Raw genomic sequence first — 14,946 nt, 5'->3', positions numbered from 1 at the left:
GATCTTAATTAATCGCGTGTTCCTACATATTTATCATCAAAATAACGTCGTAATTTTGTGCGTAAGGTTCCACGGCTTATTCCTAACATAATAGCCGCACGAGATTGATTGTATTTACAATGTTCCATCACTGCTTTGAATAACGGTGTTTCTACTTCTTCTAAAACAAACTGATACAAATCTACGGGATCAGTTCCTTTAAGCTCAGAAAAGTATTTTTGAACGGATTGTGTAACGCTCGCGGCTAAAGAGGCAGTACTATCCCCAGCTTCATTGCTGATCGTTGTCATTGTTATTAATCTCCTTCTTTAAAAAAAATTATTTTAACGAAATGGCCAAATTCGAACAAGCTAAAATTAACAAATTATGGCTAAAAAAAAGGCCAACAGAGGTCTACATCCAAGATTCTTCAAAATGTCTGATGTTTGAGAATCCTGGATGTCATAGCTCTTGTACTAGAAATGCATTGTTGCTGGGTTAAATGGTCGACCGTTTACGCTTAACTGGCCATTCGCGAGCTTAAATTGCATTACATAATTTTCGCCACTTACCATTAATAAACCATTTTCCACTAAAGCAGCAATCTTTTGGTCTGATTGAACTTGTGCTTTTTGTTCAATTTCAGCTGGCGTCATTTGCGGTTGTGGCGAGCCGCTGCTTTGCGTGGCTGTATTATCAGTATTTACGTTTGTATCTGCTGGATTTTGATTAGGAGTATTCTCTTCTTTATTATTTGCCTGTTCGCCACTGGCTTGATTTTTTTGTAACTGATCAATCATGGCTTGTTGTAGAGATGGTTGACTGAGTTGTTGCTTTTCAGACGTCAACATAACTTGTTTTAGAACCACCATAGGCATTTGTACTTTGCCTTCACCCTCTACCTTTTGAATGAGTTGGAAAGGATTACCAAACTCTCCTTTAGGGAGCTGAATCCACAAGTTCCCTTCTACAGTGCCTTCAGGCATAGTGAACTTAGCTTCACTTACCTCCAAGCGCGCACCTTTGTTAAGTAACTTGGGAATCTCGGGCAAAAGAACCATCATTGCTTGTTGGCGTTGCTCTTCGCTACCTTGTTGCATTTTATTAGCCTGATCGTTAATGTAGGCTAATACTTTAGCGTCAAGATTTTTAAGCGCTATTTTTAAAATCCCGGGACCATAGGTTTTGTCGCTAGTAATTATACGGTCTAACGACATTTTAAAATAAGCATTTAACAAGCCGTCATCAATATCACTATTCGTTTCTATGTCATAGTCATTCATTTCTAACAGCTTTTTATCCCCTTCTTTCATTAAAAAGGAGGGAAAAGACAGGCTAGCATCACCTACATACAAACCTTCTGGTGACATGCTTAAATCATACTCACTGGTAATTTTTCCAACAATACCCTTTATTTTATCTTTACTAAACTGGATACCTTTGATGGCAAAATCACCCTCGATAGAAGATAAATCAGATGAAATAGTTACATCATTTTTCATCCCTAACCATTCAAAGCGGGAACCTTCTTCTTTTGCAATTAAGGTAAATTTAGGTAATTTAATTCGTAATCTACTTTTATTTATATAATTCACCAAAACACTGATATCTAACTGAGGAATAGTAGAATCGGCGGTAAAGGTTTCTCTAAAGCGCTGAACATATTCTTGCGGCAGATTCAGTCTGGTAAATCCGTACCCTAATCCAAAATGCACGGCCTTATCAGCAAAAATAATCGGGCCATGATATACCTTTAATGGCATATACAGTTTGTAATCTTGTGCCGGCAGTGTAGTAGTAGTTTGATCATCTTCATTTTTTACTACTCTTTCTGGGATATGCAATGTCCAGTTAAATTTTGCATGTGAGGTAAACCAACCACGTTTATATTCTATTAATTCAGCATGCACACCTTGTGATTGATTAATTAATTGCAAATCTTTTTTAATGGTCCTTTCGGTCATCAATCCCATACCGTAGTAACTTACGAGGACTAGAGCGGCAATAATAACCACTAATCCTAAAATTCTTTTCATTGTTATCTCCATTTCATTTATCCCATAAAAAGATATGGGAATTCTTAAACCCAGTTATTAAAACACGACTTCACTCCGTTCAGCAAACTTCTCAAAGTCTACCAACTTTTCAGGGGGGCTTGGAGTCTTGCATTAAGAGATAAGGAACATAAATAATCCTAGTTAGAAAGTAACTCCATTATCATTTTGATTCATTTCGAATGTTAATTTTTACCCATTGCGATTAATCTATCGACTACAAGACAACAATTAACACTCATTACCCTATTGAGGTTAATTATTTCAATTGGTATTTTTGTTATCATTTTCATTGTTTTTATTTTAAGAGTCCACACATGAATGAGTTGGAAACTGCAGTCGCAAATGCCTTAGCAAATAGTGAAGATAATAAAACAATAAATAAAGCCTATTTAGAGTTTATTAAAGCAAATTTTATTGTTCCTATTGAAAAATTCCCTGGCGGCGAGGAGCCTGAGGTTTTGTTTTATCAAGAAGATGATAAAGTTTTCCTCCCTGTTTTTTCTTCTATGAATTATTTTGATAGCTGGGCCGAGCCCATTAAAGATGAAATCCAATTGCTTAAACTCTCTGGTGTAGATTTATTGAAAGGCATTGGAAAGGAAGTAATTGTGGCACTTAATATTGGCAGCGCTATTTATAAGGAGTTTAATACTTCAGAGATTGAAAGAATGCGTAGTATGGTTCTGAAAATAATGTAAAAGAGGGCCAAAGCCCTCTAATTTAAGCAACTAAGTCCACCACCTGATATCCAACTACAGCCAAGGCCACTAATTCGCCACTATAGCCGAGTATTTTGGTGAAGAAACCTACTTTTACGTCCTGATATTTTTCTTCGTTTGCTGCTTCAAACCTACCCACAGCTGACGTGTTGGCAGTAAGGAACTCTTTTATATCATAGATTGGTTCTTCACCGTAGAAACCTGCCCACCAACCTTCTGCCCATTGGTCATACTCGCTTGTACCTGGTTTAAACGGATTTTCATTTTCACTTACTTCTGCCATGGCGCATTCATAACCGAAGGCATAGCATTCTTCAAAGGTTGGGTGATCAATGTTAAATCTTAGTCTAATATCAGGTAATACGTTGATTATATCTTTCATGTTTTACCCCTTATCTAAGTCTTTTACATAAAATATTTCTTGCTTAGATACATTTTAACGAATGCGAAGAGGTAAAAAGGGAGTTTTTCAAACATTTACAATTTCTTGACAAACTTAATTTAAGGGGCCAATCGACGATGTACCCATTTTCCATTTTCATGAAAATAATGAATCCTATCATGTAAACGATTATCTCTACCTTGCCAAAACTCAATTTCATCAGGAATGACTTCATATCCACCCCAATGTACGGGACGAACTATCGGGTCTTTTTGCTCGCTTTCAATTAAATCATTAAGCCGCTTTTCCAATTCTTCGCGACTTGTAATTTCTTCACTTTGTGGAGAAATCAGGGCGCTCAGTTGATTAGGCAGCGGTCGAGAAGCAAAGTAAGCATCTGATTTCACTTTACTGGTTTCTTTTACGCGTCCACGTACACGCACTTGTCGTGCGGTTTCAGGCCAATAGAAATTCAGAGCGACATAAGGGTTTTTTCTAATTTGTACGGCCTTAGCACTCAAATAATTAGTGAAAAAGACAAAATTTCCCTTATCTATCTCTTTGAGAAGAACAATACGTGAATCAGGAATATTCCGTTCATCCACCGTTGATAAGACCATAGCAGTGGGATCAGATTTTTCAGATTTTAAAACTTCGGCAAACCATAGCTCAAATTGCTCAATAGGAGACTCCAGGGCCTCCTCTTCTGTTAGTGTGAGATTGCCATACTCTCTACGAATATCTGCCAGGGTTTGCCATTTTGACATTTTACCAATCCATTACTTCAGCAACTGCATCACCTAATTCAGTAGGTGAACGAACGGTACGAACGCCCGCAGCCTCCAGTGCTTTAAATTTATCAGCAGCGGTTCCTTTACCACCAGAGATAATAGCTCCGGCATGCCCCATTCTTTTTCCGGCGGGCGCAGTGACTCCTGCGATATAAGAAACCACAGGTTTGCTTACATTCGATTTGATAAATTCAGCGGCTTCTTCTTCTGCCGTTCCGCCAATTTCACCCACTAAAATAATTGCTTCTGTTTTGGGATCTTGTTCAAATAAAGCAAGCACATCAATAAATGACATTCCCGGAATAGGATCGCCACCTATACCTACGCAAGTAGTTTGCCCAAAGCCTTTATCCGTCATTTGCTTTACTGCTTCATAAGTTAAAGTACCAGAGCGAGAAACAATCCCCACTTTGCCTGGTAGATGGATAGAGCCTGGCATAATACCGATTTTGCATTCCCCTGGAGTAATAATTCCGGGGCAATTGGGTCCAATTAAAAGACTGTTCGTGTTATTTTCCAAATACACTTTAACTTCTAACATATCCAGAACGGGCACGCCTTCGGTAATACAAACAATTAATCGTACGCCGGCGTCAGCCGCTTCAAGAATAGAATCTTTACAAAACGGTGCAGGAACATAAATAACACTGGCATCCGCTCCTGTTTCTTCCACTGCCTCGCGTACCGTATTAAAAACCGGTAGGTCCAAATGCGTTTGTCCACCCTTGCCCGGGGTCACTCCCCCTACCATTTTTGTTCCGTAACTAATTGCTTGTTCGGAATGTAACGTACCTTGCTTCCCAGTGAAACCCTGGCAAATTACTTTTGTATTTTTGTTTACTAATATACTCATTACTTTCCTCGGAAATTATTTTACAGCAGCAACAATTTTTTTAGCGGCGTCGGTTAAATCGGTGGCACCTATTACGTTCAGGTCACTTTTATTTAAGATCTCTGCACCCAATTCTGCATTATTACCCTCTAAGCGCACAACGACCGGAACTTGTACAGACTCTTCTTTCACTGCGGCTAAAATGCCTTCGGCAATTAGATCACAACGGACTATTCCACCGAAAATGTTGACTAAAATTCCTTTCACATTTTCATCAGAAAGGATAATTTTGAATGCTTCACTCACGCGTTCTTTCGTTGCACCGCCACCCACGTCTAAAAAGTTAGCTGGCTCACCACCGTGTAATTTGATTACATCCATAGTAGCCATAGCAAGGCCTGCACCATTAACCATACAGCCTATTACTCCATCCAGTGGAATATAGTTCAGATCCCACTCGTGTGCGCGATTTTCTCTTTCGTTTTCCTGGGTAGTGTCACGCATAGCTTTTAATTTAGGTTGACGAAAAAGCGCATTGCTATCGATATTAATCTTTCCATCAAGACAAATAAGTTTTCCGGCTTTATCCACAACAAGCGGGTTAACTTCGAGAAGACTTAAATCGCATTCCACAAACATCTTACCCAATTTAATCATTAATTGTGTAAATTGTTTAATTTGATCTTCGGTTAAACCCAGTTTAAACCCTACTTCCCGGCATTGATAAGGCATGACACCAACTAGCGGGTCAACAACCACCTTGAAAATCTTCTCAGGTGTTTCTTCAGCGACTTTTTCAATTTCCACACCGCCCTCTGTTGAAGCCATGATGACTACCCTACGGCTAGCTCTATCAACCACAGCTCCCAAGTATAATTCGCGATCTATATCACTGGTTTCTTCTACCAACACTGCATTAACCGGCTGACCTGTAGCATCTGTTTGGTAAGTTACTAAACGTGTACCCAGGATGGATTTAGTATATTGAATTAACTCTTCTTTGGTTGAAACCAGTTTTACCCCACCGGCTTTACCTCTTCCTCCAGCATGGACTTGGGCCTTTACCACCCATCTTGGTGTTGATAATTTCGCCGCCACCTGCACAGCATCATCGGCACTATAAGCAACCTCTCCCCGAGGAACTGGTAAACCATAACTAGCAAATAATTCTTTTGCCTGGTATTCGTGTAAATTCATAGTATTGCACCTTTAAAAAAATAGTGTAGGTTGGGCCGGCAGGCCCAACCTTTATCATGCGAGATCGCTTGTTGGGCCTGCCGGCCCAACCTACAATTGATAATTATTTTATCAAGAAATCATGCCGATGCCAAAAGCTTATACGTTTAGCAATAAGCGAGCAGGGTCTTCCAGAAACTCTTTAACGCTCACAAGAAATTGCACAGAATCCTTACCATCAATTAAACGATGATCATAAGACAATGCCACATACATCATGGGTCGAATTACCACTTGCCCTTTCTCAGCAATAGGCCGTTCTTCGATCTTATGCATTCCTAAAATACCTGTTTGAGGAGGGTTAATAATAGGAGTAGCTAATAAGGAACCAAACACTCCCCCATTAGTTATAGTGAAAGTTCCACCTTGCATATCGTCAAGCGTTAGCTTGTTTTGGCGTGCTCGCGTCGCAAAATCTGCAATAGTTTGCTCTATTTCAGCCATTGATTTTTGATCAGCATCCCTGATTACTGGTACAACCAAACCTCGTTCGGTAGAAACCGCAATGCCTATATCATAATACCCGTGGTAAACAATATCTTGTCCGTCAATTGAGGCGTTGACTGCCGGAAAACGTTTTAATGATTCAACGACTGCTTTGGTAAAGAAGGACATGAATCCGAGCTTGACACCATGACGCTTCTCAAAAGTATCTTTATACTGATTACGCAGGTCCATAACTGCTTTTAAGTTAATTTCATTAAATGTGGTAAGCATGGCCGCATTATGCTGCGCCTCTAATAAACGTTCAGCCACTTTGGCGCGTAAACGAGTCATTGGAACACGGCGCTCTTCTCGCTCACCTATAAAAGCATTAGATGGTACCGCTTTTACCTCTTTTTGATCCGCAGGCTTTCCACCCCTATCTCTATTGGTTTCAATAAAACCTACCACATCTTCTTTAGTTATGCGTCCATCCTTGCCTGTACCTTTAATTTGACTAGGCTGCAAATCATTCTCGGCCAACAAGCGCCTCACTGCAGGGCTCGCTGCTTTATCATCTTCCGCTTCTTTTACGCTAGCTTTTTCTTCTTTTTCTGCGCTGGTAACTGCTTTTGCAGGAGCAGCTTCCCCTTCTTGAATCCGCCCAAGTATATCACCCGCTTTAACAGTGGAACCTTGAGGAAATAAGATTTCACTAAGCACACCGTCTGCCGTAGCAGGAACCTCGAGAACTACTTTGTCTGTTTCCAGATCAAGAATATTTTCATCACGCGAAACTTTATCACCTACCTTTTTATGCCAAGTAGCTACTGTTGCATCGGCGACAGATTCTGGTAAAGCAGGTACTTTCACTTCAATCGACATAATATTACCTTCTTTTTAATAATTGATTTTAATCCAACAAAGCTTGTTCTATTAGGGCTGTTTGCTCTTTTGCATGAAGTTGCGCACTCCCTACTGCAGGTGCTGCAGCAAATCCTCTTCCTGCATATAACAGAATTTGATCTTCATTTAAACAGTCTTTTATATTGTGCTGTGAAGAAAACCAAACGCCTTGATTTTGTGGTTCTTCTTGACACCAAACAATTTTTTTTGCTTTGGGATATTTTGCCAGCTCTCTTTTTAACGCTTTCTTGGGGAAAGGATAAAGTTGTTCAATTCGTACAATTGCTACATGATTTAAAGAATCATCGCGACGTTTTTGCAACAAATCATAGTATACTTTTCCACAACACAAAATGACTTTTGTAACCTTATCGTCATTAAGCTCATCCATCTCAGGAATAACTAATTTAAACCCACCAGAGGTTAATTCATCTAAAGAAGACACTGCCAGCTTGTGGCGTAATAAACTTTTTGGAGTCATAACAATCAAGGGCTTACGAAACTTGCGAATCATTTGCCTTCGAATTAAGTGAAATATTTGTGCAGGTGTCGTGGGCGTACACACCTGAATATTTTGTTGCGCACATAGCTGCATAAACCGTTCTAAACGTGCGGAAGAATGTTCCGGCCCCTGACCTTCATACCCATGCGGTAAAAACATAACCAAACCGCATAAACGCCCCCACTTTTGTTCTCCTGAGCTAATAAATTGATCAATCACTACTTGAGCACCATTGGCAAAATCACCAAATTGCGCTTCCCAAATAACCAGTGAAGAAGGCTCAGAAGCAGCATACCCATATTCAAAAGCAAGCACAGCTTCTTCCGATAGCACAGAATCAATCACTAAGAAGGTGCGCAATGGATTGGAAGCAGTTTTTTCCAAGGGAATATAAGACTCTCCCGTTTCCAAATCATGTAAAACTGCATGCCGGTGTGCGAAAGTACCTCGGCCCGAATCCTGTCCGGATAAACGCACCCCATAACCTTCGTCTAATAATGTGGCAAAGGCCATCGCTTCCCCGTATCCCCAGTTAAGAGGTATCTCATTTGCCGTCATTTTTATGCGATCTTCCAGTAGACGTTTTACTACGGGATGAACAGTAAAGCCTTCAGGTAATTCGGTTAATTGCTTGGATAATTTTTCCAATGTTTTTAGGGGAACACTGGTATCGACTTTATCAGTCCATTTGGCATTGATATAGGGAGTCCAATCTACTGAGATTTTACCCTCATAATCCCCTTGCACGGTTTCAACTACCGCCACTCCCTTATCCAGATTATTTCGATACGCTTCTAATTTTTTCTCAACTTCTTCGTGAGTAATAATGCCTTCATTTATTAATTGTTCAGCATAAATTTCCCGTAAAGGTCGCATTGATTTAATTTTTTTATACATTTGCGGTTGAGTGACTGAAGGTTCATCTGCTTCGTTATGACCATGCCGACGGTAGCAAACAATATCCAGGACAACATCACGTTTAAATTTCATACGAAACTCAAACGCAATCTTCGTAGCGAACACAACCGCCTCAGGGTCATCTCCATTAACGTGGATAACAGGTGCTTGTACCATTTTAGCAACGTCTGTACAGTAAAGAGTCGAGCGCGAATCCAATGGATTACTCGTAGTAAAACCAATTTGGTTATTAATGACAATATGTACGGTACCTCCGGTACTATAACCTCTCGCTTGCGAAAAGTTAAAAGTTTCCATTACCACGCCTTGACCGGCAAATGCAGCATCTCCATGGATAACTACAGGTACTACGGCATTTTTCTTTTGTAAATCATTACGGCGTCGTAAACGTGATCGAGCCGAGCCTTCAACTACGGGCCCAATAATTTCTAAATGGGAAGGATTAAACGCTAGCGCCACGTGGACAATCTTACCGCTTTCCGTGCGTAAATTAGAGGAGAAACCCAAATGGTATTTTACGTCTCCGGTACGATCAGAATTTAATTTTCCTTCAAATTCTTGGAAAAGTTGATGAGGCTCTTTTCCTAAAACATTCACTAAAACATTTAATCGCCCCCGGTGCGCCATGCCAATTATAATTTCTTTAACATCTTGCGTGCCGCCGCATTTGATAATTTGTTTCATCATGGGTATAAGGGAGTCGCCGCCTTCTAATGAGAAACGTTTTTGTCCAACGTACCGAGTACCCAAATAACGCTCTAGACCATCGGCAGCAATCAATTCATCTAAAATTTCCCGTTTTTTTTCAGCACTAAACGCAGGTCTACCTAAAGTGGATTCCAATTTTTCTTGAATCCATTCTATCTCGTTTGTGTTAGCAATATGCATATATTCAATGCCAATACTGCCACAGTATGTATTTTTCAAAGACTGACAGATTTCTGCCAAAGTCATATGATCTTTAGGGAAAGTAGTGCCTGCAAAGAAAGTACTGTTTAAATCATTATTAGTTAAGCCATGGTAAGTAAGTTCCAAGCTTGGAACATGCGTTCTCTCAGCCATTTCCAAAGGATCAAGTTTAGCTGCGTGGTGGCCGTGTGTTCTGTATGCATTGATTAGATGTGCCACTTCTGCCTGCTTAACATCAGAACTAACGACTTGTACCCTCCGTTTATCAGCGTTGGCTAGAAAGTAATCGCGAATGGCTTTATGGGATACATCGGCACTTCCATTTACCTTTGGTAAATTTTGAAAAACCTGTTTCCAGTCATCTGAAACGGAATCAGGATCATTTAAATAGTCTTCATATAAAGCATCAACATATGCCATGCTTCCACCTGATAAATAGGAGCTTGCCCATTGTTTCTGCATTTCACTACTCATTACTTCTATCTCCAAAGGGTACTAATTGAACCGATTATTTCTGCATACTATTGTTCCGGGACCAGCCACGGACTATTTTATGTTTCGTGATTAAGCATTTGCTGGCGGATTTCGGCAATTGCTTTCGAAGGGTTTAATCCCTTAGGACACACACTCGCACAATTCATAATGGTACGGCAACGAAATACACTAAAAGGATCTTGTAATTTACTTAATCGGTGAAAGGTCGCAGTGTCTCTACTGTCTGCCAAAAAACGTCTAGCCTGTAATAAACCGGCAGGGCCAACAAATTTGTCAGGATTCCACCAATAAGAAGGGCAAGAGCTTGAGCAGCAAGCACAAAGTATACACTCGTATAATCCATCTAATTTTGAACGCTCTGCTGGCGTTTGTAATCGCTCTTGCGCCGGGGGCTCGCTATTATTTTGCAGATAAGGCTCTATGCGCTCATATTGTTGATAAAATTGCGTCATATCAACCACTAAATCGCGAATAATAGGAAAGCCAGGTAACGGGCGAATCACAATTTTATCATTTTTAAGGGTAGAGATATGGGTTATACAAGCCAAACCGTTTTTCCCATTAATATTCATCCCATCCGAGCCACATACTCCTTCGCGACAGGAGCGACGGAAAGTAAGTGTAGGATCTTGTTCCATTTTTATACGTTCAAGTAAAGTAAGCAGCATAGGATCACTTTTACTGGGAATAGCAATAGTATATTCCTGCATAAAAGGCTTTGTGTTTACTTCAGGACTGTAGCGATAAATGGAAAGCGTTATATTTGTAGTTTCAGCCATGACATATCCTCTTTAATAAACACGTACCTTGGGAGCAAATGGCTCTACGTATTTAGGGCTAACATTTACAGGACGATAATCAATATTATCCCCTTCTGCAAAATATAAGGTGTGCTTTATCCACTCGGCGTCATTACGTTCGGGATAGTCTTCTCTACTGTGAGCGCCTCGACTTTCCGTCCTGGCCAAAGCCGATTTAGCAGTAGCGTATGCCGTAGCCATTAAATTATCTAGTTCTAAGGCAGTTACCCGTTCCGTGTTAAACACCATGCTCTTATCTAAGAGCTGAGCATGTTGCAATCTTTCTTGCAGGAGCTCTAGTTTGTGTAATCCTGATTCCATAAATTCGCCTGTACGAAACACGCCGAAATCTTCTTGCATAACCCGTTGCATTTCATCACGAATAAGAGCTGGATTTTCACCGTCAACAGAGTACTGCCAACGATTAAACCGAGCCATAGCAGGTTCGATGTCGCTATCAGCAACATAAGGCATATCCGGTAATTGATCAGACTGCCAGAGCTCTTCTACATGCATGCCTGCTGCGCGACCGAACACGACCAAATCAAGAAGGGAATTACCGCCTAATCGATTAGCTCCGTGGACAGACACACAGGCACATTCACCAACGGCGTATAATCCTTCAACAACAACTTCTTTGCCTTTCTGTTTGGTGATTACTTGGGCATGAATATTGGTAGGAATACCTCCCATGCTGTAATGGCAAGTTGGCACCACAGGAATAGGTTCGAAAATAGGATCTACTCCAGCAAATTGCATGGAGAGCTCACGAATTCCTGGCAATCTTGATTTGATTAAATCTGCGCCGAGATGGTCCAGTTTTAACTTGACATAATCCACTCCAGCCGGGTCAAATCCCTTACCAGAGCGTAACTCCAGTGCAATTGCTCGCGCAACCACATCACGGGAGGCTAAATCTTTTACGTGAGGAGCATATCGCTCCATAAAGCGCTCCCCATCTTTATTAATTAGGTAACCACCTTCACCACGACAACCTTCGGTAACTAAAGTTCCGGCCCCCGCAATTCCTGTTGGATGAAATTGCCACATTTCCATATCTTGCAATGGTAGCCCTGCACGCAGAGCCATCCCAAACCCATCACCTGTATTAATGTATGCATTGGTAGTCGATTGGTAAATACGCCCCGCACCACCGGTAGCTAAAATACAAATACGTGATTGGAAAAAAACTACTTCTCCTGTTTCAATACAAAGTGCGGTCACACCCGCTATACGTCCATGCGCATCCTTTACGAAATCGAGGGCTAACCATTCACTAAACACATGGGTTTTAGCCCGTAAATTTTGCTGGTAGAGGGTATGTAATAAAGCATGACCAGTTCTGTCAGCTGCAGCACAGGTGCGGGTAGCTTGATCCCCACCAAAATTCTTCGATTGCCCACCGAAAGGTCTTTGATAGATTTTACCATTATCCATACGAGAAAATGGCAATCCCATATGTTCTAATTCATAAACTACTTCAGGACCTGTTTTACAGAGATACTCTATACAATCTTGGTCACCAATGTAATCGGCCCCCTTAACGGTATCATACATATGCCAACGCCAATCATCTTCATCAGCATTTCCCAACGCCGCAGTAATTCCCCCTTGGGCGGATACGGTATGAGATCGGGTGGGAAAGACTTTTGAGAGTAAAGCAACTTTCATTCCTGAATTTGCCAACTGCAAAGCAGCTCGCATCCCAGCCCCACCAGCCCCAATTATTACTGCATCGAATTTGTTGCGCACAAATGCCATTTTATTGTCCCCAAACAATCATAATGCCGCCAACCAGTTGGGCTAAAAGCACTAATAATACTAAAGATTGAACCGTTAACCGAATAGCGGTACACGTAATATAATCTGTGGTTACCGTCCAAATTCCAATCCAGGTGTGTAAGAGAAACGCAAGAAGCGCGATTATGGTAGCTATTTTAAAAAAAGGAAAATGAAAAAGAGCCAGCCATTGCTCAAATCGCATGCCCGGATGGGCTATAATAAACCCTAATAGAAAGAGACAATAAACTGCGAAATAAACCGCTGTAAGCCGCTGAATAAGCCAATCTTTTAAACCATTTCCGGTTAAGCTTGTAACATTGGGAACCATAGCCAGAATCCTAAAATAAGAATAAAAATAAGAGCTAGAACGATCACAGCAATCGCACTACGTCGCCCAGCAATCAAGGTTTCACCAAAACCTATATCCATAAGAATATGGCGAATACCCGCAAAAAGGTGATAGATTAAAGCAGAAAGAAAAGCCCAGGTCATTAATTTACCGAAAGGATGTACTAAAAAACCTTGCAGCTCACCAAAACTGGCCGGCGATTGTATAGATAAATGTCCAAAGTAAAGAAATACGGGAAATAATAAGAAAAGTAAAATCCCTGAAATCCGATGCAAAATTGAGACTATGGCCATTGGCGGATATTTTAAACTTCTTAAATCAAGATTTATGGGTCTTTTTGGGTTCACGGTTACACACTTCCTCGTTGGAAATAGTTAATAATCTCTTAGTAAAAAAGGTTATCCTTGGGTGAAATGCTAAAGTATACCACTCTGTTTTCTTAGCGCAAATGACTGATAGAATTGAAGCCTGTTTAGGTAACCAGGTCGCGGAAAGATATTTTAAATCGATTAAGGAAATGCGATGAGACTCAAACGCCTAGGAGCACTATTTTATGATCTTTTAACTATTTTAGCTCTGCTGCTAACATTCACTGCCATTTGTATAACTCTGAACAAGGGCAGACCTATACAACCAGAAACATTATGGTTTCAAATGGCTCTGTTACTTATTATCTACACTTACTACAGTGTCTCTTGTAAACTAGCGGGACAAACTATTGGCATGCGCGCATGGCGAATACAATTGGTTTCCCTCGAGAAATCACTCAAGCATAAACAACTTTTCTTTCGTTTTTGTTTAACCCCGCTCTTTTTATTTAGCGGTTTTATCTTTCGCACACCGGAAAAATTTATAAAAAAAATGACAAAAACGGAATATAGGTTTTGAACGATTCGATTTTTGTGTCTGGAAATTAAAAAAGAGGAGTAATAGCCAGCTTTTTGGTTTCTCAGGCGCAAAAAACGACAGATCAAAAATAGTTTTTTGGAGTATCTTGGGTATATATAAAAAACCAGATAGGTTGGATAGACAGCCCAACCATTTGTTTAAACACGGGTGAAAGCTGTCAGAAAATTCGAAAGCCTACCGTTTAGCCCCAGGAGACGAAGCATGTAAATGGCGATAGTTTTCTCTTGGCGATTCGGGAGGATAGCCATACCCTTTGTCTGCCAATCTTTTTACTGCGCGCAAGTACATTTCTCCCCAAGCACCCGGGTCAAAATTAGTCACTACCACGTTGTAGTTTAAGTTAATGATGGATTCAAAGCCTTTACGTTGGGCCAGTTCAAAACCACCAAAAGCAACCTGCACCTCTGAATCCGGGCTAACTCCTCCCGATTTTAGGCGATCTACGAGAATATGAATCATTTTCTCGATAGTGTAATAAAGTTTGCACATGGACATTCCCGCCGTAAAAATTTCGTCCCCTTTGGATGTGCTTAACTTAAACCCTTCGTCCACAATGGGATAAACAAACTCAAGCTCACCTCCCTCAATCACCTCTTCTGGCATAATAACAAGAGGAGGGGAAATTGGTGGGATTACTGGGGAAATGATATACAAATGAAAGTCGGACCACCGCCACCAAAGCTGATACACTCTTTCTACTAATATAGCAGGATCCGTATCTTCTCTTTCAAAAAGAATTTTTCTCTCTTCTTCGGAAAGATTTGGAATATCTGGATTTTGATTCGAACTTTCTACTTCTGCCATTTGCTATCAACCAAACTTTATGTTTTTAGCTAATCTTAGCCGAGATTCTTCCAGCAATCACGATTATGCCAAAAAATTAATCTTTTCTTTACAATTCTTTTCTAAAAGGTAGATGATAGAGACAAAATATAAAAGTTTTAAAAATAAAAACCT

At 40.5% G+C, this 14,946-nt stretch carries 15 protein-coding genes; 2 read left to right on the top strand and 13 right to left on the bottom strand.

Going from position 1 to position 14,946, the window contains the following annotated elements; genetic code table 11:
* Positions 1-8 precede the first annotated feature (8 nt).
* Positions 9-290, bottom strand: a complete 282-nt coding sequence (locus EL206_RS09585) for a helix-turn-helix domain-containing protein (RefSeq protein ID WP_058462121.1) — start codon at positions 288-290, stop codon at positions 9-11.
* A 165-nt stretch (positions 291-455) separates the two neighbouring features.
* The gene (locus EL206_RS09580; RefSeq protein WP_058462122.1) at positions 456-2,015 is read right to left on the bottom strand and encodes a YdgA family protein; all 1,560 of its coding nucleotides are present in this window, start codon (positions 2,013-2,015) and stop codon (positions 456-458) included.
* Between the two features lie 335 nt (positions 2,016-2,350).
* Here EL206_RS09580 and EL206_RS09575 point away from each other — a divergent pair, with 335 nt between their 5' ends.
* Positions 2,351-2,734 carry an SseB family protein gene (locus EL206_RS09575; RefSeq protein ID WP_058462123.1) on the top strand — a complete coding sequence of 128 codons (384 nt, stop codon included), beginning with the start codon at positions 2,351-2,353 and terminating at the stop codon, positions 2,732-2,734.
* Between the two features lie 22 nt (positions 2,735-2,756).
* On the opposite strand, the gene EL206_RS09570 is transcribed toward EL206_RS09575, so the two are convergent.
* From EL206_RS09570 to sdhC, 10 genes are all read right to left on the bottom strand, one after another.
* A complete protein-coding gene (locus EL206_RS09570; protein WP_058462124.1) occupies positions 2,757-3,137 on the bottom strand; it encodes a hypothetical protein in 381 nt (126 codons plus the stop codon).
* Positions 3,138-3,256: 119 nt separating this feature from the next.
* Positions 3,257-3,904: a pyridoxamine 5'-phosphate oxidase gene (gene pdxH, locus EL206_RS09565; protein WP_058462125.1), complete on the bottom strand. Its 648-nt coding sequence runs from the start codon at positions 3,902-3,904 to the stop codon at positions 3,257-3,259.
* Between the two features lies 1 nt (position 3,905).
* Positions 3,906-4,781: a succinate--CoA ligase subunit alpha gene (gene sucD, locus EL206_RS09560; RefSeq protein ID WP_058462126.1), complete on the bottom strand. Its 876-nt coding sequence runs from the start codon at positions 4,779-4,781 to the stop codon at positions 3,906-3,908.
* Between the two features lie 15 nt (positions 4,782-4,796).
* A complete protein-coding gene (gene sucC / locus EL206_RS09555; protein ID WP_058462127.1) occupies positions 4,797-5,957 on the bottom strand; it encodes an ADP-forming succinate--CoA ligase subunit beta in 1,161 nt (386 codons plus the stop codon).
* Positions 5,958-6,095: 138 nt separating this feature from the next.
* Entirely contained in the window at positions 6,096-7,304 is a 1,209-nt protein-coding gene (gene odhB, locus EL206_RS09550) for a 2-oxoglutarate dehydrogenase complex dihydrolipoyllysine-residue succinyltransferase (RefSeq protein WP_058462128.1), read from the bottom strand.
* 28 nt (positions 7,305-7,332) lie between these two features.
* On the bottom strand, positions 7,333-10,128 hold the full coding sequence (locus EL206_RS09545; RefSeq protein WP_058462129.1) for a 2-oxoglutarate dehydrogenase E1 component: 2,796 nt from the start codon (positions 10,126-10,128) through the stop codon (positions 7,333-7,335).
* A gap of 77 nt (positions 10,129-10,205) precedes the next feature.
* Positions 10,206-10,928: a succinate dehydrogenase iron-sulfur subunit gene (locus EL206_RS09540; RefSeq protein ID WP_058462130.1), complete on the bottom strand. Its 723-nt coding sequence runs from the start codon at positions 10,926-10,928 to the stop codon at positions 10,206-10,208.
* 12 nt (positions 10,929-10,940) lie between these two features.
* Complete coding sequence (gene sdhA / locus EL206_RS09535) at positions 10,941-12,710, bottom strand: succinate dehydrogenase flavoprotein subunit (protein WP_058462131.1); 1,770 nt, start codon at positions 12,708-12,710, stop codon at positions 10,941-10,943.
* 1 nt (position 12,711) lies between these two features.
* Positions 12,712-13,059: a succinate dehydrogenase, hydrophobic membrane anchor protein gene (gene sdhD / locus EL206_RS09530; protein ID WP_058462132.1), complete on the bottom strand. Its 348-nt coding sequence runs from the start codon at positions 13,057-13,059 to the stop codon at positions 12,712-12,714.
* Positions 13,035-13,427 carry a succinate dehydrogenase, cytochrome b556 subunit gene (gene sdhC / locus EL206_RS09525; RefSeq protein WP_058462133.1) on the bottom strand — a complete coding sequence of 131 codons (393 nt, stop codon included), beginning with the start codon at positions 13,425-13,427 and terminating at the stop codon, positions 13,035-13,037. The genes sdhD and sdhC overlap by 25 nt, the downstream gene beginning before the upstream one ends.
* Positions 13,428-13,602: 175 nt before the next feature.
* Between sdhC and EL206_RS09520 the strand changes: the two genes are divergently transcribed.
* Positions 13,603-13,968 carry an RDD family protein gene (locus tag EL206_RS09520; RefSeq protein WP_058462134.1) on the top strand — a complete coding sequence of 122 codons (366 nt, stop codon included), beginning with the start codon at positions 13,603-13,605 and terminating at the stop codon, positions 13,966-13,968.
* Between the two features lie 195 nt (positions 13,969-14,163).
* Here EL206_RS09520 and EL206_RS09515 read toward each other — a convergent pair whose 3' ends face one another.
* Complete coding sequence (locus EL206_RS09515) at positions 14,164-14,793, bottom strand: hypothetical protein (RefSeq protein WP_058462135.1); 630 nt, start codon at positions 14,791-14,793, stop codon at positions 14,164-14,166.
* Positions 14,794-14,946 lie beyond the last annotated feature (153 nt).

The sequence above is a fragment of the Legionella adelaidensis genome (assembly GCF_900637865.1).
Taxonomy (GTDB): domain Bacteria; phylum Pseudomonadota; class Gammaproteobacteria; order Legionellales; family Legionellaceae; genus Legionella_A; species Legionella_A adelaidensis.
This window is presented reverse-complemented; position numbering and strand designations above follow the sequence as displayed.

What these genes read in the sequence shown, in the direction of transcription:
- EL206_RS09585 (WP_058462121.1), bottom strand. Translation starts at nt 290, where the DNA reads ATGACAACGATCAGCAATGAAGCTGGGGATAGTACTGCCTCTTTAGCC.
- EL206_RS09580 (WP_058462122.1), bottom strand. Translation starts at nt 2,015, where the DNA reads ATGAAAAGAATTTTAGGATTAGTGGTTATTATTGCCGCTCTAGTCCTC.
- EL206_RS09575 (WP_058462123.1), top strand. Translation starts at nt 2,351, where the DNA reads ATGAATGAGTTGGAAACTGCAGTCGCAAATGCCTTAGCAAATAGTGAA.
- EL206_RS09570 (WP_058462124.1), bottom strand. Translation starts at nt 3,137, where the DNA reads ATGAAAGATATAATCAACGTATTACCTGATATTAGACTAAGATTTAAC.
- pdxH (WP_058462125.1), bottom strand. Translation starts at nt 3,904, where the DNA reads ATGTCAAAATGGCAAACCCTGGCAGATATTCGTAGAGAGTATGGCAAT.
- sucD (WP_058462126.1), bottom strand. Translation starts at nt 4,781, where the DNA reads ATGAGTATATTAGTAAACAAAAATACAAAAGTAATTTGCCAGGGTTTC.
- sucC (WP_058462127.1), bottom strand. Translation starts at nt 5,957, where the DNA reads ATGAATTTACACGAATACCAGGCAAAAGAATTATTTGCTAGTTATGGT.
- odhB (WP_058462128.1), bottom strand. Translation starts at nt 7,304, where the DNA reads ATGTCGATTGAAGTGAAAGTACCTGCTTTACCAGAATCTGTCGCCGAT.
- EL206_RS09545 (WP_058462129.1), bottom strand. Translation starts at nt 10,128, where the DNA reads ATGAGTAGTGAAATGCAGAAACAATGGGCAAGCTCCTATTTATCAGGT.
- EL206_RS09540 (WP_058462130.1), bottom strand. Translation starts at nt 10,928, where the DNA reads ATGGCTGAAACTACAAATATAACGCTTTCCATTTATCGCTACAGTCCT.
- sdhA (WP_058462131.1), bottom strand. Translation starts at nt 12,710, where the DNA reads ATGGCATTTGTGCGCAACAAATTCGATGCAGTAATAATTGGGGCTGGT.
- sdhD (WP_058462132.1), bottom strand. Translation starts at nt 13,059, where the DNA reads ATGGTTCCCAATGTTACAAGCTTAACCGGAAATGGTTTAAAAGATTGG.
- EL206_RS09520 (WP_058462134.1), top strand. Translation starts at nt 13,603, where the DNA reads ATGAGACTCAAACGCCTAGGAGCACTATTTTATGATCTTTTAACTATT.
- EL206_RS09515 (WP_058462135.1), bottom strand. Translation starts at nt 14,793, where the DNA reads ATGGCAGAAGTAGAAAGTTCGAATCAAAATCCAGATATTCCAAATCTT.